Annotated in this window: 21 protein-coding genes; 7 read left to right on the plus strand and 14 right to left on the minus strand. The window is 64.1% G+C overall.

From position 1 onward, the window contains the following. Window positions 1-81: 81 nt before the first annotated feature. The 9 genes from C4K39_RS26105 to gspG all read right to left on the minus strand — a co-directional run bounded on the left by C4K39_RS26105 (window position 82) and on the right by gspG (window position 11,316). Complete coding sequence (locus C4K39_RS26105; protein WP_068588909.1) at window positions 82-1,257, minus strand: substrate-binding domain-containing protein; 1,176 nt, start codon at window positions 1,255-1,257, stop codon at window positions 82-84. A gap of 150 nt (window positions 1,258-1,407) precedes the next feature. After that, window positions 1,408-2,592, minus strand: coding sequence for a substrate-binding domain-containing protein (locus tag C4K39_RS26110; RefSeq protein WP_068588914.1), 1,185 nt, complete (start codon window positions 2,590-2,592; stop codon window positions 1,408-1,410). Window positions 2,593-2,972: 380 nt separating this feature from the next. Next, window positions 2,973-4,184, minus strand: a complete 1,212-nt coding sequence (gspF, locus tag C4K39_RS26115; RefSeq protein ID WP_068588917.1) for a type II secretion system inner membrane protein GspF — start codon at window positions 4,182-4,184, stop codon at window positions 2,973-2,975. Further along, a complete protein-coding gene (gene gspE / locus C4K39_RS26120; protein ID WP_124347784.1) occupies window positions 4,184-5,605 on the minus strand; it encodes a type II secretion system ATPase GspE in 1,422 nt (473 codons plus the stop codon). Before gspE ends, gspF begins: the two co-directional genes overlap by 1 nt. A 67-nt stretch (window positions 5,606-5,672) precedes the next feature. After that, on the minus strand, window positions 5,673-8,063 hold the full coding sequence (gene gspD, locus C4K39_RS26125; protein ID WP_124347785.1) for a type II secretion system secretin GspD: 2,391 nt from the start codon (window positions 8,061-8,063) through the stop codon (window positions 5,673-5,675). Further along, the gene (locus C4K39_RS26130; RefSeq protein ID WP_068588928.1) at window positions 8,060-8,626 is read right to left on the minus strand and encodes a type II secretion system protein M; all 567 of its coding nucleotides are present in this window, start codon (window positions 8,624-8,626) and stop codon (window positions 8,060-8,062) included. The genes gspD and C4K39_RS26130 overlap by 4 nt, the downstream gene beginning before the upstream one ends. Beyond that, window positions 8,619-9,866: a type II secretion system protein GspL gene (gene gspL, locus C4K39_RS26135; RefSeq protein ID WP_124347786.1), complete on the minus strand. Its 1,248-nt coding sequence runs from the start codon at window positions 9,864-9,866 to the stop codon at window positions 8,619-8,621. The genes C4K39_RS26130 and gspL overlap by 8 nt, the downstream gene beginning before the upstream one ends. Then, entirely contained in the window at window positions 9,863-10,846 is a 984-nt protein-coding gene (gspK, locus tag C4K39_RS26140; protein ID WP_068588933.1) for a type II secretion system minor pseudopilin GspK, read from the minus strand. The genes gspL and gspK overlap by 4 nt, the downstream gene beginning before the upstream one ends. Before the next feature lie 8 nt (window positions 10,847-10,854). Then, window positions 10,855-11,316: a type II secretion system major pseudopilin GspG gene (gene gspG, locus C4K39_RS26145; protein ID WP_068588952.1), complete on the minus strand. Its 462-nt coding sequence runs from the start codon at window positions 11,314-11,316 to the stop codon at window positions 10,855-10,857. Between the two features lie 232 nt (window positions 11,317-11,548). Here gspG and gspI point away from each other — a divergent pair, with 232 nt between their 5' ends. Beyond that, window positions 11,549-11,935, plus strand: coding sequence for a type II secretion system minor pseudopilin GspI (gene gspI / locus C4K39_RS26150; protein WP_068588936.1), 387 nt, complete (start codon window positions 11,549-11,551; stop codon window positions 11,933-11,935). Window positions 11,936-11,938: 3 nt separating this feature from the next. Here gspI and C4K39_RS26155 read toward each other — a convergent pair whose 3' ends face one another. Then, window positions 11,939-12,367, minus strand: coding sequence for a type II secretion system protein N (locus tag C4K39_RS26155; protein ID WP_068588939.1), 429 nt, complete (start codon window positions 12,365-12,367; stop codon window positions 11,939-11,941). Window positions 12,368-12,485: 118 nt separating this feature from the next. Between C4K39_RS26155 and gspH the strand changes: the two genes are divergently transcribed. Both gspH and C4K39_RS26165 read left to right on the plus strand, forming a co-directional pair. Beyond that, a complete protein-coding gene (gene gspH, locus C4K39_RS26160) occupies window positions 12,486-12,947 on the plus strand; it encodes a type II secretion system minor pseudopilin GspH (protein WP_068588942.1) in 462 nt (153 codons plus the stop codon). Further along, on the plus strand, window positions 12,944-13,555 hold the full coding sequence (locus tag C4K39_RS26165) for a PulJ/GspJ family protein (protein ID WP_068588945.1): 612 nt from the start codon (window positions 12,944-12,946) through the stop codon (window positions 13,553-13,555). Before gspH ends, C4K39_RS26165 begins: the two co-directional genes overlap by 4 nt. Before the next feature lie 155 nt (window positions 13,556-13,710). Here C4K39_RS26165 and C4K39_RS26170 read toward each other — a convergent pair whose 3' ends face one another. From C4K39_RS26170 to C4K39_RS26180, 3 genes are read right to left on the minus strand one after another with little or no spacing between them, the layout of a single operon-like run. Next, window positions 13,711-14,661: a FecR family protein gene (locus tag C4K39_RS26170; RefSeq protein ID WP_124347787.1), complete on the minus strand. Its 951-nt coding sequence runs from the start codon at window positions 14,659-14,661 to the stop codon at window positions 13,711-13,713. Window positions 14,662-14,699: 38 nt separating this feature from the next. Further along, window positions 14,700-15,245 (minus strand): sigma-70 family RNA polymerase sigma factor, encoded by a 546-nt coding sequence (locus C4K39_RS26175; protein WP_068588316.1) that lies wholly within the window; start codon window positions 15,243-15,245, stop codon window positions 14,700-14,702. Next, on the minus strand, window positions 15,242-15,853 hold the full coding sequence (locus tag C4K39_RS26180) for an STN domain-containing protein (RefSeq protein ID WP_124347788.1): 612 nt from the start codon (window positions 15,851-15,853) through the stop codon (window positions 15,242-15,244). Before C4K39_RS26180 ends, C4K39_RS26175 begins: the two co-directional genes overlap by 4 nt. Before the next feature lie 289 nt (window positions 15,854-16,142). On the opposite strand from C4K39_RS26180, the gene C4K39_RS26185 reads away from it, so the two are divergent. Beyond that, window positions 16,143-16,460: a hypothetical protein gene (locus C4K39_RS26185; RefSeq protein ID WP_068588309.1), complete on the plus strand. Its 318-nt coding sequence runs from the start codon at window positions 16,143-16,145 to the stop codon at window positions 16,458-16,460. A gap of 14 nt (window positions 16,461-16,474) precedes the next feature. Here the strand turns inward: C4K39_RS26185 and C4K39_RS26190 are convergent, their stop codons facing one another. Further along, entirely contained in the window at window positions 16,475-17,101 is a 627-nt protein-coding gene (locus C4K39_RS26190; protein WP_068588306.1) for an FMN-dependent NADH-azoreductase, read from the minus strand. A 380-nt stretch (window positions 17,102-17,481) separates the two neighbouring features. On the opposite strand from C4K39_RS26190, the gene C4K39_RS26195 reads away from it, so the two are divergent. From C4K39_RS26195 to C4K39_RS26205, 3 genes are all read left to right on the plus strand, one after another. Next, window positions 17,482-18,846 (plus strand): ArnT family glycosyltransferase, encoded by a 1,365-nt coding sequence (locus C4K39_RS26195; protein ID WP_225926526.1) that lies wholly within the window; start codon window positions 17,482-17,484, stop codon window positions 18,844-18,846. A gap of 105 nt (window positions 18,847-18,951) precedes the next feature. Next, entirely contained in the window at window positions 18,952-20,385 is a 1,434-nt protein-coding gene (pdxR, locus tag C4K39_RS26200; RefSeq protein ID WP_068588304.1) for a MocR-like pyridoxine biosynthesis transcription factor PdxR, read from the plus strand. 106 nt (window positions 20,386-20,491) lie between these two features. Beyond that, window positions 20,492-20,902 carry a cupin domain-containing protein gene (locus C4K39_RS26205; RefSeq protein ID WP_068588301.1) on the plus strand — a complete coding sequence of 137 codons (411 nt, stop codon included), beginning with the start codon at window positions 20,492-20,494 and terminating at the stop codon, window positions 20,900-20,902. Window positions 20,903-21,076 lie beyond the last annotated feature (174 nt).

Here is a 21,076-nt window from a genome sequence, read left to right on the forward strand (position 1 = left end):
AATTCATCTGTGCGGTGTAGGACTCGATGGCCAGCGACGAAAACGCCCGTCGCCGATCATCCAGATGCTCTGTGGCAGCCCCTAGAGTGGGCGACCGATGCCATTGCAGACGTTGGCGTTGCCGATGCTCAAAGGGCTGGTAGGCGTGAGGAAGGCGTCACGCACTGCGGTTTTCCAGGCGGCGGGTAGACGCGCCAATCGGTTATCACGAATAGCTGCATCGTTGCTTACCAAGGCGCCGTAATGACGATAAAAGAAACTGCGTATCTGTGAGGTCTGGGTGGCGTCGGCATAGCACTGGCTGAAGAGCATGTTAGTGAAGCCCAGGATCGGGTAGCCGCTGGCTGGGTACGGGCGCAGGCTCTTGTCGCCAGGGTTGGCGTCGATATTGGCCTGGGAAGTGAAGACCGGAACCCACAGGTTCTGATCTCTGCGCTCAGCCACCGCAGGTACCGGAACAGTAGCAATGGCATCGGAAATATTGGCCGGAGTTGGCGACACACCATTGACACGGGCGACCTTGGTCGCGTCGCTCAAGCCTTCCAGTGTCGCGGCGGCGTAGGTTGGCCCGATAAAGGTGATTCTGCCGTCTAATACATACAGTTCCTCCATTATCGCTTCGCTGCTATTGGCTGAGCGGGCTCCTGCCGGCAGGCCACCCGAATAACTGGACGCGAAATCCGTGGTCACGGCGAAGGTGCCGGTTTCAACGCACTTGGCATTCAGGAAACGGGTGAACAATTCGGTGCTACCGCTTGCGATATTGGGATAAATCACAGTGATCGGACCTGTGCGCCCCGACTCCTTGATTTGTCTCCAATCATTCACCCGACCTGAAAATATCCCGCATAGATCATTGGTGCTCAGATCCACCTCGGCACTGCCGGCCTTGTTGAATCGAATGGCAATCGTAGTGGCCGCCGACGGCACCTGGATAAGAGGCCCCCAGTCAGCATGGTGAGCCGAGAAATAGTCGCCTACCTCGGAATACTTGAGCTTGGACTCACTCGCTGCCCAATGCACATTCCGATCACTGGGCAGAGAGCTGAGCAGGCTGTAATCGTTACGCAGGAAAGCCGCTTTGTCCCGCCCGCGGTCCATGCCCAGATAAGGCGCAAAACCTGCCGTCAGGACACCCGGCGTCTGGTACAGCTTCGCAGGCAATGTCGAACCACCCCCATTGATATCCGCCTGTGCCTGCTGCATGCACAAGGCTGCGAACAACATCGATGCTATCCACCCTTGATGTTTTGGCATGACAAACCCTCTTGTATGACGAGCGTGAAGCAGGCCGGCCAGCGCGCACGCTGTCTGTCCGTGCGCCAGTTCGTCGGGGCCTGAATGAAAAAATCAGCAACGGTCGAAACCGTTGCTGATCCGGGTGTTGCAGTCAGCTGGGAACCAGCCTTACAGCGGACGACCGATGGCGTTGCAAACACTGGCCTGGCCAATGTTCAGGTCGCTGGTGGTGGTGAGGAAAGCCTCACGTACAGCGGTTTTCCAGGCATCTGGCAGCGGCACGAAGCGGTTGTTCTTGATCGCGGTGTCGTTGTTGGACAGAGCGCCGGCACCGTAGTGGCGAGCGAAGAAAGTCCGGACCTGGGAGGTCTGGGTAGCGTCGGCATAGCACTGGCTGAAGATCAGGTTAGTGAAGCCCAGGATCGGGTAGCCGCTGGTTGGGTACAGGCGCAGGCTCTTGTCGCCAGGGTTGGCGTCGATGTTGGCCTGGGAAGTGAAGACCGGAACCCACAGGTTCTGGTCGCCACGGCTGGCCACGGCAGGTACTGGAACAGCGCCGATAGCGGACGAAACGTTGGCAGGAGCTGGCGAAACGCCGGCAACCTTGGCCACCTTGGTCGCATCGTCCAGGCCAGCCAGGCTTGGCGCGGCGTAGTCAGGGCTCATGTAGGTGATGCGACCATCACCAGCGTTCAGCGCGTCCATCACGCCCTGGCTGGTCACAGCGGCCACGGCACCGGCTGGCAAGCCACCCGAGTAGCTGGAAGCGAAGTTGGTGGTCACGGTGAAGGTGCCGGTTTCAGCGCACTTGGCGTTCAGGAAGCGGGTGAACAGCTCGGTGGTGCCGCTGCTTTCGTTGCGGTAGACCACGGTGATCGGACCAGTACGGCCGGCACCAGCGATCTGGCTCCAGTTGTTGACACGGCCCGAGAACACGCCGCACAGGTCGTTGACGCTCAGGTCAACGGCAGCAGTGCCGGCCTTGTTGAATGGAACGGCAACCGAAGTGGCCACCGAAGGCACTTGGATCAGCTTGCCCCAGGCAGCCTGGTGGGCAGTGACGTAGTTGCCCAGCTCAGTGGTGCTGAGTTTGGAATCGCTACCGGCCCAGTGCACGTTCTTGCCGGTGGTGCCGGCCACGAACTTGGTGTAGTCGTTGTTCAGGAAGGCAGCCTTGCCGTTGCCGCTGCCTACGCCGATGTAGGGAGCGAAACCGGCGGTCAGAACGCCAGCGGTCTGGTACAGCGGTTGTGGCAGGGTAGCGCCACCGCCGTTGATGTCAGCCAGTGCAGCCTGTGCCGAGCACAGGGCGGCCAGGGTCAGGGATGCCGCGAGAACATTGCGCTTAAACATGAAGAATCTCCTTTCGTCGTGTTCGTACGTTGGGTGAATAGCTCTTGCATGACGCCATGGCACTCGGGCCAGAAGCCTTGATCCAGAGGGCTTGATGGGTGAGGCCATGGGGAGAGAAGTTCGCAGCTTCCGGTGACAGTTAAAGGAAAAATGCTCGGGAGAAGCCGGCTGTTTTTGCAAAAGATTCTCGGGTGTTCAGGGCCTTTTTTAAGGCCCTTTTACCCAAGGTGACAGCCAGGTTGCAGACGGTTTCTCCGGCACCAGCGCCAAGCCGTTGCCGGCCGGGCAGGCAAGCCTGGAACATGACAGAACGAGGAACCCGAGGATCCTTATCCTGGGAGTCGGGAGCGTTAGCACCCGGCTGAAAAAAGCTGGCGCCGTCAGCTCACCAGCTGGTTGATCTCGATGATCGGCAGCAGCACCGCCATGACGATCACCAGCACCACGCCGCCCATGACCACGATCATCAGCGGCTCCAGCAGCGCGGTCATGCCCATGGCCCGGCGCTCCAGATCGCTGGACAGGGACTGCGCCGCCCGCTCGAGCATCGGTGGCAAGGCGCCGGTCTTCTCACCGCTGGCGATCAGGTGGATCAACAGCGGCGGAAAGACTTTCTCCACCCGCAGCGCGGCCGCCAGGTTGGCGCCTTCGCGGACCTTGGCCGTGGCCTCGTTGACGCTGTGGCTCAGGCGGTCGTTGGACAGGGTCTGGCGCGCGGCCTCCAGGGCCCGCAACAATGGCACCCCGGCCCCGCCGAGGATGGCCAGGGTCGAGGCGAAGCGCGCGGTGTTCAGGCCCAGGACAAAGCGCCCGACCAGTGGCAGGCGCAGGATCCGGCTATGCCAGTTCAAGCGTGCCTGGGGGTTGCGCAGGTAGATCCGCCAGCCCCAGAACCCGGCCACCAGGGCCGCGAAACACAAGCCGCCCCAGGCGCGGATGAAGTCACTGGCGTTGAGCATCGCCAGGGTCAGCCCTGGCAGGTCCTGGCGCGCCTGGGAAAAGGCGCTGACCACCTGGGGCACGACATAGCTCAGGAGGAAGATCACGATGCCGATGGACACCAGGCCCACCACCCCGGGATAGATGAAGGCCGTGAGGATCTTGCCCCGCAGGCCGTTACGCTCCTCGATGTAGTCCGCCAGCCGCTCCATGACCTGGGCCAGGTCGCCGGATTCCTCGCCAGCGGCGATCAGCGCTCGGTAGATCTCCGGAAAATCCCGCGGCCTGGCCGCCAGCGCCTCGGCCAGGCGCATGCCGCTGCGCACATCGGCGCGCACCGCGCTCAGGGTCTGGGCGATATGCTTGCGCTCGGCCTGCTCCACCGTGGCGCTGAGCGCCGCCTCCAGCGGCAGGCTGGCGCCCAGCAGGCTGGCCAATTGGCGGGTCGCCCAGGCCAGGTCGTTGTCCGAGAGCCTGGGGCTGAACAGCCCCCCTGCCCCGCCTGCGCCCTGGTTGCCATCCAGCCGTACGTCCAGGGCCGTCAGGCCCCGGCTGCGCAACGTGGCGAAGGCCGCACCCTGGCTATCGGCCTCCAGGTGCCCGGATTCGATCTTGCCGTGGCTGTCGGCGGCTTCGTAGCGATAACGATTCATCAGGCGTCCCGTGTCACACGAAGGATTTCTTCCGGCGCGGTGGTGCCGCTGCGTACCCAGCGCTCACCGTCCTCGCGCATGCTGAACATCCCCGCCCGCCGCGCCGAGGCCCTCAGGGCCTGCTCATCCGCGCCCTGGTGGATCAGGCTGCGGATGTCATCGTCGATGCAGAACAGTTCGTGGATGCCGGTACGCCCGCTGTAGCCGATATGGTTGCAGGCCGGGCAACCCACCGGGTGCCAGGTACCAGGATTGGCGGGATCGGGCGCCTTGCATTGGTTGCACAGCCGGCGCACCAGGCGCTGGGCCAATACCCCGAGCATCGACGACGCCAGGAGGAAGGGTTCGACCCCCATGTCGATCAGGCGGTTGACCGCCGACACCGCGTCGTTGGTGTGCAGGGTGGCCAGCACCAGGTGCCCGGTGAGGGACGCCTGGACCGCGATCTGTGCGGTTTCCAGGTCACGGATCTCGCCGATCATGATGATGTCCGGGTCCTGGCGCAGGATGGCGCGCAGAGCCAGGGCGAAGGTCATGTCGATCTTGGCGTTGACCTGGATCTGGCTGATACCCGGCAGGTCGTACTCCACCGGGTCCTCCACGGTGAGGATGTTGCTGGTGCTGGCGTCCAGCCGGGCCAGGGCCGCATAGAGGCTGGTGGTCTTGCCGCTGCCGGTGGGCCCGGTGACCAGGACGATGCCGTGGGGCTGGCGGATCAGGCCGTCGAGCCGGGCCAGCAGTGCCGGGTCCATGCCCAGGGTCTCCAGTTGCAGGCGCCCGGCCTGCTTGTCCAGTAAGCGCATCACCACCCGCTCGCCATGGCCGGTGGGCACCGTGGACACGCGGATATCGATGGGCCGCCCGGCGACCCGCAAGGCGATCCGGCCGTCCTGGGGCAAGCGTTTCTCGGCGATGTCCAGCTGGGCCATGATCTTGATCCGCGACACCAGGGCCCCGTGCAGCGCCTTGCGTGGCGAGACCACGTCGCGCAGGGTGCCGTCGACCCGGTAGCGCACCACCGAATGGGTCTCGTAGGGCTCGATATGAATATCGCTGGCCTCGTCCCGCGCCGCCTGGGTGAGCAAGGCGTTGATCATGCGGATCACCGGCGCGCCATCCTGGGTGTCCAGCAGGTCGGTCACCTCCGGCATATCCTGCATCAGCCGGTCCAGGTCGACCTCGTTCTCCGCCGCGCCGACCACTGCCGCGGCGCTGCCGGTGTCGGCATAGGCCGTGGCCAGCAAGCCGTCGAGCTCGTCGTCGCGGACCCGCTCCAGGCGCGCCGGACCGAATTGGCGCCGGGCCTCGCTGATGGACCAGCCAGGGGTCGAGGCGCACACCAGCAGCACCGCGCCCTCCTCGTCGTGGCGCAGCAGGATGCGATGGGATTTGGCCCAGGCATAGGGGAGCTGGGAAGTCATCGCCAAACCTCCATCCGTCCAGGAATCCCCGCACGAAGCAGGCCATGACTCGGATCTGGCGCCCGGCTCATTGCACTGGCACCGCGTGGATGGTCGCCCGGATGCCCTGGGGCGCGTCCTGCAACGACACCGGTTGCGCGCCGGGAATGGCCTTGGCCGCCGGAGGTAATTGTGGCATCTGCATGTCCGGCATGGCCCAGCTGTGCTCGGGCTGCAACTGGCCCTGGGCCCGGCGCATGAAGTCGTAGCGATTGAGGGTGATGCTGCGCCCCGCCCCACTGTCGCGAATGATGTAGGGTCGCAGGAACACCATCAGGTTGGTCTTGTTGATGCTGCGCTTCTCGTTGCGAAACAGCGCTCCCAACCCCGGGATGCTCGACAGCCACGGCACGGCATCGTTGCTCTGGCTATAGCCATCCTGCAGCAGTCCGCCGAGCACCATGATCTGCCCGTCGTCGAGCAGGATGCTGGTGTCGATCGCGCGCTTCTGGGTGACCGTGCCGGCCGCCACCGAAGCCCGGGCATCGATGCTGCTGACCTCCTGGTAGATGTCCAGCTTGACCGTGCCGCCCTCGGAAATCTGCGGCCGCACATTGAGCTTGAGCCCCACCTCCTCGCGCTGCACCGTCTGGAACGGATTGTTGCTGTTGCCACCGCCGCCGGTGACATAGCTGCCGGTGACGAAGGGGATGGTCTGGCCGACAAAAATGCTCGCGGCCTCGTTGTCCAGGGTCAGAAGGTTCGGCGTCGACAGCACGTTGGAGCCGCCCTTGCTCTTGAGCGCCCGGGCCAGGACCTTGAGGTCCAGGACCTTGCCGATCCCCGGGATGTCCACGGTGCCATTGACCACGCCGATGTTCAGGCCCTTGGGCAACACGTCGATGCTGGTCTTGCTGCCCGGGTTGCCCACCACGCCGCTGCCGCCGAGGTTGACCCCGCCAAAACCACCCTTGCCCCCCAGGTTGCCGGCCTGCCACTGCACGCCGAATTCGTTGGCATCGTCTTCATTGACCTCGACGATCAGGCTCTCGATCACCACCTGGGCCCGGCGCTGGTCCAGTTGGTCGATCACTTCCCGCAGGTTGCGATACAGCGGGTCCGGCGCGGAAATCAACAGGGTGTTGGTGGTGGCGTCGGCCTGGATGGTCACGCCACCGGCGCTGAAGGCGGTGTTCTGGTCGTTCTGCTGGCCATTGCTACCCAGGCCGCTGCTAGTGCTGCCGCCCTGGCCATAACCCTTGCTACTGCTACTGCTGTTACCCAGGCTGGAGCTGGTGCTGGCGCCGCTGGTGCTGCCCGCCTGGCTACTGCCTTGGCTGGCGCCGGTGCCGCCGCCCATGCCGCTGAGCATGGCCCGGGCGCCATCGTTGCTGGAGCTGTCGCTTTCCCCGGTGAGCAGGCCGCGCAGGGCCTGGGCCAGCTTGCCGGCCTGGGCATTGCGCAGGTACACCACGTGCAGATTGCTGGGGTTGCTCTGGGCGTTGTCCAGCTTGTAGATCAGGTTGCGCGCAAGCTCGGTGCGCTCGGGGCTGCCGGCGCGGATGATGATGGAGTTGGAACGCGGATCGCCGATCACGCTGATCTTCTGGGTCTGGTCGCTGCCCTGGGTCTCCAGCAACTCGGAGACCATGGTGGCGATGTCCACGGCGATTCCGTTCTGCACCGCCACCACATCGGTGTCGATGGCGCTCGGGGTGTCGATGCCACTGATGATCTGCGCCACCCGCTGCAGGTTCTCGGCGTAATCGGTGACCACGATGGTGTTGTTGCCCGGATAGGCATTGATCGGGTTGTTGGGCGAAACGATCGGCCGCAGCACCGGGATCAGGTTCACCGCGTTTTCGTACTGCAGGCGGAAGGTGCGGGTCAGCATGCCGTTGCCCGCCGGCTTGTCGGCGCTGTAGATCGGTCCGCCCAGCAGCTTGGCATCGGCCTCGGGCACCACCTGGGCCACGCCGCCGACATCGACCACGCTGAAGCCTTGCATGCGCAGGGCCGCCAGCAACATGTCATAGGCCTGGTGCGCGGGCACCTGGCCTTCGCTGACCAGGGTCAGGTTGCCCTTGACCCTGGGGTCCACCAGGAACTGTTGGCCGGTGGAACGGGACAAGGCCCGCACCACGGCCTGGATATCGGCCTCGACGAAGTTCAACTGCACCGGCTGGTCGCCCAGGGGATTGCGCGGCACGCTGGTGCTACGCGAAGCCCCCGAGGCCCGGTTGCTGGTGACCGGATGCACGACCTTGGGACGCTGGGCCTGTTGCGCTTGCAAGCGCTGGCGGTCAGCCAGGACATCGCCACCACGCCGGGTATCGGCCAGGGGTTGGCCCAGTTCACTGTCCACCAGCAAGGGCGGTGGCGTGGTGGATTGGGTATTGCTGCAAGCCCCCAGCGCCAGCAGCAGGAAAGGTGCAGCCTTGCGACACTGGCGCACGTAGATGGAACCTGACCACTTCATGAAGCTTCCTTAGCGCCCTGCGCCTGATCCATGCGAACGGTCCCGGACAGTGTGCCTGCCGAGTCATCGGCGGCGGCCTCGGCTGCGCGTTGCAGACGAGCCTCCACCACCTGCAGTGAAAGCTGCCGGGGAGCCCCTAGCAGCCAGCCGACCACAGCATCTGCCGGGGCCTGCTCAAAGGTCAGCCGCCAGCTCTCGGGGCCGGCTTCATCAGGTTGTTGCAACTGGTAGCGATCCTTCAGGCCGGCCTGGTCCAGGGTCTGGCGCAAGGACTGCTCAAGGCTCCCCCCGGCGCTATCGCCAGCGCCTGGCGCGACTTCATGCAGCAGTACCTCCAGGGCCTCGGCCTGGGAGCGCAGCTTGGGCGTCTCGGCCTGCCAGTATTCGATCTTGCGCAGCGGCGGCTGGATCAACAGCAACCACAACAACAAGGCCAGCAGCCCCGCGGCAGTGCCGGCCAGCAAGCGTTTCTCCCGCAGGGCCAGGCCATTCCAATGGCCCAGGGCCTGGGCCTGCAGGCGCGACCAGCGCGCCCGGTACGGTGCCAGCATGGCCTTACTCATCATCGTCTCTCCCGGCGCTCTCCTGCTCCCCGGTCGGCTGCCCGCCTGGGACCAGGCTCCAACCGTTGGCCTCACGCTGCACGCTATAGCCCGCCTGGGCCAAGGCGCCTTGCCAGGTGTCATCGGCGGTCATGGGGGTATCGGGCAGCAGTTCAAGTTGCAGGCGCTCCTGGGCGAACGTCAGGCGCTGCACACTGCCGACCATGAATGGCATGGCGCTTGCGGCCTGTAGCAGCAGGTTGGCAAACCCCTGGTTCGGCTCGGCCGAGTTGCCGCTCTGGCGTGCAGCCAGCTGCTGGCGCGCCTGCTGCAGGGGATTGAGGACCACCGGCAATTCGGGGAACACCTGCCGTACTCGCAGGTTCATCTGGGTCTTGAGCCGCTGCCCCTGCTCGGCTTCACGGGCGGCATACAGGTTGAGCCCCGCCACCCAGACCACCACCGCCAGGGCGCAGCAACCCAGGGCCCGCCCCCAGCCCTTGGCGGCGACCCGGCCAGTGGCCGCTCCTGCGTGCAGGCTCCAGGCCGGGGCCGGGCCGCTCCAGCGTTGTTCGCTCGCCAGATGCTGGACGATACCCGGTGGGGCTTCATGGCCGATCCAGCAAAGTTCGCCGGCCGTACTGCGCAACTGCTCCAGGGCTTCCTGCCACTGCGGCTGCGCTGGCGGCTCCTGGCCACCCTCCGGCCGGGACTGCGGCAGCAAGGGCTGCACACTGCCCTGCCCGGCGCTGTGCCGCAGGACCAACTGGCCATCCACCAGGCACAGGTTCACCTGCGCCGGAGCCGGTACGGCCAAGGCATAAGGGGCCGGATACAGCCCCTGGAGCTTGAGCCCGGCCCGCTCCAGCTCACTGCCCAAGGCCTGCAGGCGCTCCCGTGGCAGCCAGCCCAGCACCACTTGCCCGGCCGAGTCCCGCGGGCCGTGGGCCACATGCATCTGTTCGAGGGGCCCCAGGATCAATGCCTGGGCGGCACAGGTCACCGCGGCCTTGATCCTGGCCGCCGGCAGTTGCGGCAGTTCGATGCTGGTCAGCAGGCTGTCTTGCGGATGCAGGAAGCACTCCACTGGCAGCGGCCTGGCGCCCTTGCCCAAGGCCCCCAGTTGCCCGAGCGGGCAGCGACCGGTTTCCACCACCCGCGATGCACGATCCAGGCGGGCGAAGTCCACCTGGGGTTGCCAGGGCTGTTCGCTCGGGCCCAGTTCCGCCAGGGGCGGCAAGGCGATGCGCAGGCGATTCATGCTCCCACCCGCGACCAGATCACCTGGGGCATGCGGTCCTCGGGCCGGTGCAACAAAGCTTGCAGGCTCACCCGGCGTTGATCGCGGCGCGCCTGGCCCTGGAGCAGGAACCATTCACTGGTGATACCGACCCGGATCTGCTCCACCGCCACTTCCGGCATGCGCAAACGGTTGACGAAATCGCCACGGTTGATGAACCAGTGCCCGGCATCGCGCTCCGCCACCAAGGCCTTGGCCCGCGACAACGCCAGCCCCGGGACCACCGCGGCCAATACTTCGGCCGGGGCGGTATTGCCATTGACCCAGGTATTGCCCGGCAGCACGCTGACATAGCGGGAAAGACGCGCCAGCATGGCATCGCTCATGCCCTGCAGGCCCTGCAATTCCTCCACGCTGCGCAGCATCGGCTGTCGGGGCGGCAGGATCTGTTCGGCTGCGCCTGGCGACGTCAGGCGGCCGCTGTTGAAAGCACCACGAGTACCGCTGGTGGCCTGTGGATTGCCCAGGCGTTGCGGGTAGGACGCGATCACTCGCTGGCTGATGCGACGGCTCAGGGCCGTATCGATCCCCAGGGACTGGCACAAGAGCTCGAAGCTTTGCAGTTGCACGGCATCCACCTCGCCCTGGAACACCAGGTTGCGCAAGTTGAACTTGCCTTGCTGGTCCTGCAGGCGGCCTTGGAACGCCCCGTTGAAGCCCCCTAGCGCCTGGTCGCCGATGGGCTGCGCCCAGGCCTGGTCGAGACGGGTCAGGACGTCACGCTGGCGCGCATCCCAGAGCAACAGGCGGCTGTACTCCAGGCCACCCTGCAACACCCCGGTGCCGAGGACCCGCCCTTGCTCGGCTTCCACGGTGCGCATGAAGGAGGTCTGGCGGGTGAGCATGGCGCCCGCGATCACCGCCACCACGGCGGCGATCAGCAAGGCACTGATGATGGCCATGCCACGCTGCTTCGCCACACTGGGCGAACGGCTGTTCATGACCGGCCTTACAGCTGCCAGGAGCCGATGTCGGCATTCACGCCTTCGCCATCGGGCTGGCCATCGGCCCCGAGGGAGAACACATCGACCTCACCGTTGGCCCCCGGATTGAGGTAGTGGTAAGGACGGCCCCAGGGGTCGTTGGGCAGGCGCTCCAGGTATGAGCGCCAGTTGCTGTCCTTGGCATTGGCCGGGCGTTCCACCAGCACCTTCAGGCCCTGGTTCATGCTGGGATAGGTGCCATGGTCGAGGCGATACAGCTTCAGCGCCTGCATCAGTCCGGCGATGTCCTGCTTGGCCGCCGTGGCCCGGGCCTGGTCGGGACGATCCAGGACCTTGGGCACCACCATGGCGGCCAGGATCCCGAGGATCACCACCACCACCATGATCTCGATCAGGGTAAAACCACGCTGGGCACGCGGGCGTCGCCGGTGGGCCGGCTGGGTCACTGCCCCCTGTCGCGTCGCCATGGCGGCGGCGCCCGGAGCGTCCTGCTCCGGCCGCAGCGAGCCACCACAGGCCTCGGGGGGGGACGTTACATGCGCGATATCCATCTCGACATTCCTTGGCTTGAGTTCGATTCGTGGCGCAGTGTTGCAAGAAGATATGTCAGTGATATTGAAAAACCTCGGGAGTTTCGGTCGCCATTCGGTCAAGCCCGGGGACTAGTCTGCGAGGCTGTCCTCCGGTATCGAGCGGCCCATGCGAGCTGTGCCCAAACAAGCGGGATTCACCCTGATCGAGGTGCTGGTGGCATTGGCCATCATTGCCGTGGCCATGTCGGCCGCCGTGCGTGTGGCGGGGCTGATGACCCAGGGCAACGGCCTGTTGCGGGACAAATCCGTGGCGCTGCTGGCGGCCCAGAGTCGCCTGGCGGAGTTGCGCCTGGAGGGGGGCTTGGCGACCGGGATGAAAAACCTCGAATGCGACCAGGGCCGGCTCAAGCTGCGTTGCGAGCAGGCCATTGTCGCCAGCACCACGCCTGGGTTGTTGCGGGTCAGTGTGCAGGTGCGCGATCGCAGCCGCGAGGCGCCGCCCCTGGCTCGCCTGGAGACCCTGATCAGCCGGCCAACGGTGCCGCGCCAGTGAGCCCTAGCGGGTCAACCTTGGCAGGCTCGGCGAGTCCGGCAGCTTGCTGACCTTGACTTGCGAACGTTGCCCACCGCGTTCGATCAGCACCCCGTCGGCCTCCACTGCCACCAATTGCACACCCTGGGTCAGCCGCTCGCCAGCCAGGAAGCTGCGCGGCGGCCCATCGTTCAGGCTGAGGATGGCCACCGCGCCACGGGCTCCGGCCATGACCCCGGACACCTTGATGTCCACTTGCACCGGCTGGTTGGCAAACCACTGCAAGGCCGGACTGTCGGAGCGCGCAGCCAGGGCCTGGGGCGCGGCGGTGGGCGTGCGGGATTCGGCCGGAGTCAGCAACAGCGACGACCAGGTGCCGACTCCGGCCAGGGCCACCAGCAGGGCGGCGTACTGCAATACCTGGGGAACAGAGAAACGCAGGGCGAATGGCATGGGCAGAACCTCCTGTTTGTCCATGCCAGCAGCCTACAGGTCAAATTTCACGGTTTTATTTCACTAGATCATCATCTGCCTCGGGCAGCCTGGAACCCTCGCCAAGGAGTGCAATGCGATGCGGGTTTATCAACAACAGGGCTTTACCCTGATCGAGCTGATGGTCGTGCTGGTGATCATCGGCATCGCCAGTGCGGCCGTGGGCTTGAGCATCAAGCCTGATCCGCTGCAATCCCTGCGCAAGGACGCCGAGCGCCTGGCGCAACTGCTGCAAGTGGCCCAGGCCGAGGCCCGTGCCGATGGCCGTAGCATCACCTGGCGGGCCAATGCCAAGGGCTTTGCCTTCAACCGCTACGACGAGACCGGCCAGGGCATCGATGACTTTCGCCAGGACAGCCAGTTGCGACCGCGGAACTGGGACACGCCCTCCATGCAGGTACGCATCGAGCCCAGGCCACGCCTGGTGCTCAATGCCGAATGGATCAACCCGCCGCTGCAGGTGGTGCTTTCCGATGGCCAGCACAGCCTGCAGGTCGAGCGCACGGCAGCGGGCCAATTAAGGGTGGTGGAGCGGCCATGAACAGTCGCCAGGAAGGTTTCACCCTGATCGAGGTGATGGTGGCGATCATGCTCATGGCGGTGGTCAGCCTGATTGCCTGGCGTGGCCTGGACAGCGTGACTCGCGCCGACGGCCACCTCAAGGCCGGTACCGAGCAGACCGAGGAACTGCTGCGTACCCTCAACCAACTGGAACGCGATGTAGCCTTGCGAGCCAGCACCGAACTGCGCGAGCCCAACCTCAGCGAGGGCGACACCGCCGAGCCCGAAGGCCCGCCACCCTTGAGCGTGCGCAGCTCCGACAGCAAGGGGTTTGCCCTGGAGATCATCCGCAGCGCCGCCGCACCGGACATTGGCCTGCAACGGGTGCGTTGGTGGCTCAAGGGCGACACCTTGTATCGTGCGGTGGCCGAACCCCGGGATCGCTACCCGTTGCCGGCCCCCCGCAATGGCGTCGCGGTGCTGGGCCGGGTCAGTGACTTGCAGGTTCGCGTCTGGAACCCCGACAAGGGCTGGCGCCAATTGAGCGGCAATCGCCAGGACAACCCTGTGGGCCTGGAGATCCGCCTGGTGCGCCAGACGCCCCAGGGCGAGGAGCGCTACCGCCAGGTGCTGGGCCCGCTGGAATGAGGCCAGCAGCCAGGGATTGCAGCGGCTGCGACTCGAGCCGCCTGTAGTCGCTGCCGCAGGTTGCGCATGGCCGCGCAGCGGACACCGGGCATCTACGGGATGGATCAGGCAGTTTGGACATTACGGCGCCTGCGCAACCGGACGCCGGAGGAGCGTCAACTGAGCAGGACGACGCCACCGGGCAGTTCGGTGCACTTGGCGCCGTAGGCATCGCGAATCAGCAAGGCAACGCCGGCCAGTTGATTGAGGTTGAAGCGCGCCTGGACCTTGCGCTTGCCCAGCTCGGCGTTGAGCAACACCAACATGCCCGGACGATAGCGATTGATCTCGCTGATCACGGTATTGAGGGTCGCGTTGTCGAACACCAGCACCTGCTCGCGCCAGGCGATCACTGCACGGGGGTCCACCACCACAGGCTCGCCCACGCTGCGCACGTCATAGGTCAGCTGGCGGCCGCTGTCCAGGCGAATGCTACGCCCCGCGACCTCCACCTGCAGGCTGCCCTCGATGCAGGTCACACACACCTGCTGCTCGGTATTACGCAAATTGAAGCGTGCCTGGCGGGCACTCAACCAGCCCTCGCCGGCCTGTACCTTGAGCGGCTGGACACCCTGGCTGAAGACCTCCACTTCGCCTTCGAGCAACTCGATGCCCTGCTCCCCTGCCCCGAGATCGCGACGGCTGATGCGGGTCTGGGTATTGAGTTCCAGGCTCACGCCCTCGGCCAGGTCCACCCGCCGCTGCTCGCCAACCTCAGTGGAAAAATCCGCGGTGAGCCCGGCAAAACCGCCCGGTACCGTGAACCGGACCATGAACAACGCCGCCGATGCCGCCAGCGCCCCGCCCAGGAATGCCCGGCGGGCCAGGGTTCGAGGACGCGCCTGTTGCTCCAGGCGCTCGGCAGCCGGGAGCAGGCCATGCCACAAGGCCTTGGCTTGCTCGAAGGCAGCGGCGTGCTGCGGGCTTTGCCCACACCATTGGCGCAACGCCTTGGCGTCGGCCGCGGTGGCCCGCCCGGAGGTCAGCAGGAGCAGCCAGTCCCGGGCATCACTCAGCAGTTGCTGGTCCGCCGAGGGCCGGGGCGTGGAAATGCTAAAAATGTTCAAGCGCGCAGATACTCACGGAATAGTCAGGGACTCTTTGTCTAGGACGGTTTTCCAGCCCCGGGACCGAACCGCTGAATGACTTTTCTTTCAAGACGCAGGGCGCAATGGCCCAGGGCGGCCTTGAGTTCCTTCTCCACCATCCGTGTGGAAATGCCGAAACGCTGGGATATTTCCAGGTGCGGCGCCTCTTCCAGGCGCGCGGCAATGAAGATTCGCCGGCGGCGCGCCGGTAATTCGTAGAGGGCCTTGAGCAGGGTCTGGATTTCTTTCTGGCCACCCACGACCCGCGACGGGTCCAGGGCCTCGTCGGCGACCTGCAGCAGCTCCTCCACTTCCTCTCCGGTGAGCAAGCGGGCATCGGACTGGCGCCGGTCGGCGGCAATGTTCAACGCCATGCGGTACAGGTAGGCATTGGGCTGGACCAGGTTCGGTGGCTCCTCCATACGGTCGACCCGCAGGTAGGTTTCATGCAGGACATCGTTGGCCAGGTCCTCCGAGCCCAGGCGCCTGCGCAAGCGCACCCGAAAGTCCTCGTAGGACGTCAGGAACAGCCTGACCATCGCACTGTGCCCGGTGTTCTTCATACCCCGGAAGCTCCTTCCCATTCCTTGCAATCCATGCGTTTCCCTGTCGTGTCCGGTATCAAGAGTAAGGTCAACGGCTGGCGCAACGAGCTGGGCGCCTGGCGCTCGATGCGGATTTGCGCCAGGCGCTGCACCAGTGCCTCATCTCGCTGCCAATCGCCGGTGGAGCCCACCAGGCGGCTGTGTTCCACCCGGCCATCACTGCCAACCCACAGTTGCAGCAAGGCACGAAAACCGCCCGGCCGGGTCAACTCCGAGCCACACAAACCACGCTCCACCGCGCGCTGCAACGCCGTGGCATAGCTGCTGTTGAGCCGTGCGGCCTGGCGCCCCCTGGCCCCCTGCTCTACCCGCGGCTGGGAAGCCGCCGGCACTTGCAAGGTAAACGCATCGGTACGGGCATAACGGGCCATCAATCCACTACCGGCCAGCAAACGCGCCAGGCCCTCGCGAGCGCTGTAGCGCCCCTTGACCCCCGCCGAACGCCGCCCCCGGGTCAGCTCTCGGTCCACCAGCACGGCCATTCCGGTGGAGCGACTGAACAGTTCCAGGGCCTGGGCCAGGTCCTGCGCCGGGATATCCAGCCCCAACAAGGCCTGGGAATCCACATGCGGCGGCCCTGGAGGCCTATCGCCTGCCCAGACGGCAAATCCCGGTAGCCACAGAGCGAACCCCAGCACACAGGTCGCCAAGCCCCCGTGCAATGAAGTCCATCGCCCGACCTGCGCTCTGTGTCGCTGCACTGCTGTCCAATCCTTGAAAAGCGTCATCCTGAGGCCAGTTTATGAATCTGGTGTTACGGCCACGGCAAAAAAATCATCACTTTTGCGGCTCGGGCTTTGCACTACACTCGGCCCCTATCGAGGCTCGTTTTCCCGGGCCAGCCAGGAGGCCAGGATGAAACGATTTAGCCGATTTGCCGTAGCTCTTGTGTTGTTCTCAGCCTTGCCCTGGACGGTGCAGGCAGAAGAAGCCAAAGAAGGTTGTGTCGAGGTCAGCGTCGGCGGCTACAAGGCCCCCGACTACAACTGCCTGAGCAAACAGATGGGCAATGACCCGGAGGCCGTCAAGGCCGCCAAAGCCAATCAGCAGGCGATGCAGAACCCGGTGGAGAAACGGCCACCGAACCAGAACGGCCTGGCGACTCCCGCCGCCACCGGCGTACGCATGGGTAATACCTTCGGCACCTCAGTCACGCCCCAGCAGCGTCCTTGAACGCGCCCGGGACCTCAGGCAGCCCACTGGCGGGCCACTTGTAGCAGTTCGCCACGCGCCCGCTCCAGGGCCTCGCCACGGGCTTGTGGATCGGCGAACTGCAGGGGCTGGGCATCGACGAATTGCGGATGCTGCACCCCAATGAAAGCGAAGGCGGCCCTCAGCGCCGGGGTCAGGGCGTCCATCCAGGCCATGGGATTGCCCGGGCGCAGGTCAGCGCCGCGGCTGGTCAGGAACAACACCTTCTGCCGGCTCAACTGACCGACGATGCCATCGGCGGTGTTCAAGTAGGTCAATTCGGTACGGGTGATGTTGTCGATGTAGGCCTTGAAACTCGAAGGCATCGACCAGTTGTACATGGGCATGGCGAACAGGCACGCATCGGCCTGTAGCAGGCGCTCGCACAGCACGTCGGATGCCGCCAGGGTCTGGCGCATCTGCTCAGTACGCGCCTGGGGCGCGGTGTAGGTCGCGATGGCGAAGGCTTCGGTAACGGCCGCTGGCGCCTCCCGGGCCAAATCCAGATAGTCGATTTCCAGCTCCAGCCCCTGCGCCTGCAATTGCTCGATGAAATAACGCCCCAGGGCGCGGGAATTGGAACGCTCGCCCTTGGCGCTGGCGTCGACGTGCAGCAACTTCATGGTGGGTACCTGTCTTGCAAAAAAAGAAAAAGTTCGCGCCTACCTGCTGGGAAACTGCGGGCGATCTTGCGCCTTAGATGGACGATGGCAGGCGTGCCAACATCCAGGGCCAGGCATGATCGGTCACTTTGGGCCTATGCAATTCCTGGCGAGAGAGAGACTAAGGCCCCGAGTGCCAGGACCCTATAACCAATTCAACATATTCCCGGGAGACCACTTGCCGGACCTACCGCCCGTATACCCGCCTGTAACCGTCTATTGGCTAGGTTGCTGCACCTGCAAGTCCGACACAAGTTCAGCAAACAGACAGTTATATTGCTCTATGGTGTCCGTTTGATAGCCACTGTATATTCGCGCTTTCCTGGGGAATCATTGAGTAGATGAACAGACTGACAAGACAGGTCATGCAACGACCCTGCCTGAGTATTTTTGTGATAGCCCTCGCTCTGTTCATGGGTTTGCAATATAAGCTGGCGATACTTAATTACACTACCCGCTTCGTCGACTTTGCGGACTACATGCTTTATCACGGCATGACACTGTTCCCAATTTCCGACGATTTGAAGCCCTACCCCGACTATACGATTGCCAATACATTCCTGGCTTATCTGTCATCGTTGCCTTTCGGTCGCCTATCCATTCTTTCAATGGGTCTGCCCTATTGCATTTGCGCAGCCTTGATCCTGGTATTCACTTATAAACTGGGAGCCCTGCATGACAAGAAGTGGGGACTGTATGGTGTTCTCTTTGCCCTTTTTACCTGGGGTTTTCTCGATGCCGTCAACTCGCTGGCGCTCGATGTCTATCCAGCACTATTTACCGTTGTGTGTTTCTATCTGGCCTATTGTGCAGAGTTGAAGCGACAACCTTGGCGCCTGGCCCTGGTATTCCTTTGCCTGGTGCTTGGTTTCATGTTTCGCGGGCCTATCGGCTTGATCGGCCCGGCGATCGTGGTGGGGTCCTATTACCTGTTCAGCCGCCAGTGGCGTACGCTGGTCCTGTTTTCGCTGGTCACCGGCCTGCTGTTCATTGTCGGTGTAGCACTGCTGGCATGGGCTGCCTATATACAGGGTGGCGAGAACTTCATGCGTGAAGTATTGATGATGCAGGGGCTGGACCGTATCGCCAGCAATCACAGGCCACGCTACTACTTCTACTTTACTGGCGGATTGATTACCTATGGCATCACAGTGTTCTTCGCCCTGAATGTCATCGCCAGGAAGTACAAACAGTTTTTTACACAAGCCCGTTCACTCGATAGCAGCATGCTGCTCTATCTTACCGTCTGGTTCCTGGCACTGATCCTGTTCTTTACAATCCCCAATTCGAAGAAGGCTCGCTACATCATTGCAATAACTCCGGCCATTTCACTACTGGCGGCCTATATTTTTATCGACAAGAGCAACATGTTCAGCCGTGCCAGGAACTGGGTATTGGGTTTCTGCCTGAAACTTCCGGCCATTGGCGTGGGATTGGCACTGGCGGTAATGATCTATAACTGCTACGCGAGCGAGCCGTTAAAGCCAAACTATATTGGTGTGTTCACAAGTTTTGCCATCTTGACTATCGTCCGCTACTTCATGGACCGAAACTATTATGTCCACCCCCATCGCGAGCTGCTCGTCCTGGCCTTCGGGGTCGCGGCATTTCTTGCCTTGGATGCGTTCTTCTTCAACCCCATCACTTACTACCAGGAGTTGGCCATAGAACCGACGCCCAAGTTCCTGCCTTATTGGTTCTGGTAATGCCATCGGGGCCGTTCCGCCAGCGCTCATGGCCCCGGTCGGTAACTACACGAAGCCCTGTGGGACGGGTAACCTTGCGCCTATCTATCAGATTTGGGCAAGCCAATGGAACTTCATGTAGTGATCAACGGCCGCAAGGACCTGGCCGAGCAGCTCTACCAGCAGCTGCGCAGCGCCATGGAGTCCGGACGACTGGCCGCCGGTAGCCAGCTTCCTCCCAGCCGGTTGCTGGCTGAACAGTTGGGTATCTCGCGCAAGACGGTGTCCGACACCTACACCCTGCTGACCTACGAAGGCTACCTGGTTGGCAAGATCGGCCGCGGCACCTTCGTCAGCCCTCGCCCGATCAAGGCCGCACATAAGCAAGAGGCCCAGGACCTGGCCTGCGCCCAGAGCCTGGCCCGCTGGCAAGCCATACCCTCGCCACTGCGCCACCCAAGCCTGGAAGGCACGCTGCGCTATGAGTTCATTGGTGGCGCTACCACCCGCGCGCAGTTTCCCGCAGAACAGTGGCGACGCTGCACCCAGGATGCACTGCGCCGCCTGAGCCAGGCAGGCAGCTTCTACAGCCAACCCGAGGGCTTGCCGGTGCTGCGTCACGCCATCGCCGGGCATGTGGCGTTTTCCCGCGGCGTGGTGTGCACGGACCAGGACATTGTCGTATGCAATGGCGCCCAACAAGCCCTGGACCTGATTGCCCGGGTGATCCTGGAACCCGGCAGCCTGGTGGCCATGGAGGACCCGGGCTACACCCCGGCGCGCCTGCTGTTCCAGGCCCAGGGTGCCCAGGTGCTGGGAATCCCGGTAGATGACGAGGGCATAGAGGTGGCCAGGATCCCCGATGGCGTACGGTTGATCTATGTCACGCCCTCGCACCAGTTCCCCCTGGGCATGCCCATGAGCGAGGCTCGCCGCAAGGCTCTTTTGGAACGGGCACGGGAACTGGGGGCAATCGTCATCGAGGATGACTACGACAGCGAGTTCCGCTACGAGGGGCGTCCTGCCGACTCCCTGCAAAGCCTGGACAGCCTCGGGGTGGTGGCCTATGTCGGGACCTTCTCCAAGACCATCCTGCCGCAGCTGCGACTGGGCTACGCGGTACTACCACCAGCGATCCTGGCTGCGGTGACCAAGGCCAAGCAATTGAGCGATTGCCACACCGCGACCCTGTCGCAATGGGCGCTGGCCAAGTTCATCGACGAGGGCTACCTGCAAAAGCACATCCGTCGTTGCCACACGGTGTACGCAGGGCGCCGCGAGCGCATCCTCCAGCGCCTGCAAGGCGACCTGGCGCCCTGGCTGGAGGCGGTGCCCTGCACGGCCGGGTTCCACCTGGCGGCCTTGTGCAAGGTGCCGGTGGACATCCCGCTGCTGCTGGACCTGGCGAAGAAGGTGGAAGTCGGCCTCTACTCCCTGCACGAGTTCTTCCACGACCACCCGGTACGTGCTGGCCTGTTCATCGGCTTCGGAGCCATCGAGACCCTGGACATCGACCCGGCCCTGGACAAGGTGCGCGATATCCTGAGGCAGATCACCTGAGGCGTGACGGCATTGGTCTGGCGCTCTTAGCCAGGATTGGCTATAGGGCGGCCAGGCCCCCGGGCTTAGCCTGAAGGCGTATTTCAATCCTTTGGAGAAGCCGAAAATGAAAGCCCTGAGTACCGCCCTGGCCACACTTGCGTTGATGACCTCCCTGGGGGCCGCGGCCCACGAGCCGGTGTACGGCCAGGAGAAACTGGCGATCCTGCAGGAGCAGCCACTGGCCCACCTGCCGGGCAAGAAAGCCCTGATGCTCACCGTCGACTACGCCCCGGGCCAAGCCACCGTGCCTCACCGCCACGCTGGGGCGGCCATGGCCTATGTCCTGGAGGGCGCCATCACCTCCCGGGTCAACGATGGTCCGAGCGTCACCTACCAGGCTGGACAATCCTGGTTCGAGCCTGCCGGCTCGCAGCATCCGGTCTCGGCCAACGCCAGCCAGACCCAGCCGGCCAAGCTACTGGTGTTCATGCTGATGGACGCCAAGGACGAAGTGCTGACGCCCCTGGAACACTAATCCTCTAGCCGCACACGCACCTGTAGCCGCTGCTGAGCTGGCGAAGCTGCGACAAGGCCCCCAGGGCCTTCAGCGCTCGACCTGGCAACCCCATCGCCCCGCCCTGCAGACGCGACGCGCCCTGCGAAGCCTGCAACAGCGGCCACACCCAGCATGTTGCAAGATTTGGTAACA

It is taken from the genome of Pseudomonas sessilinigenes (genome assembly GCF_003850565.1).
Lineage (GTDB): Bacteria > Pseudomonadota > Gammaproteobacteria > Pseudomonadales > Pseudomonadaceae > Aquipseudomonas > Aquipseudomonas sessilinigenes.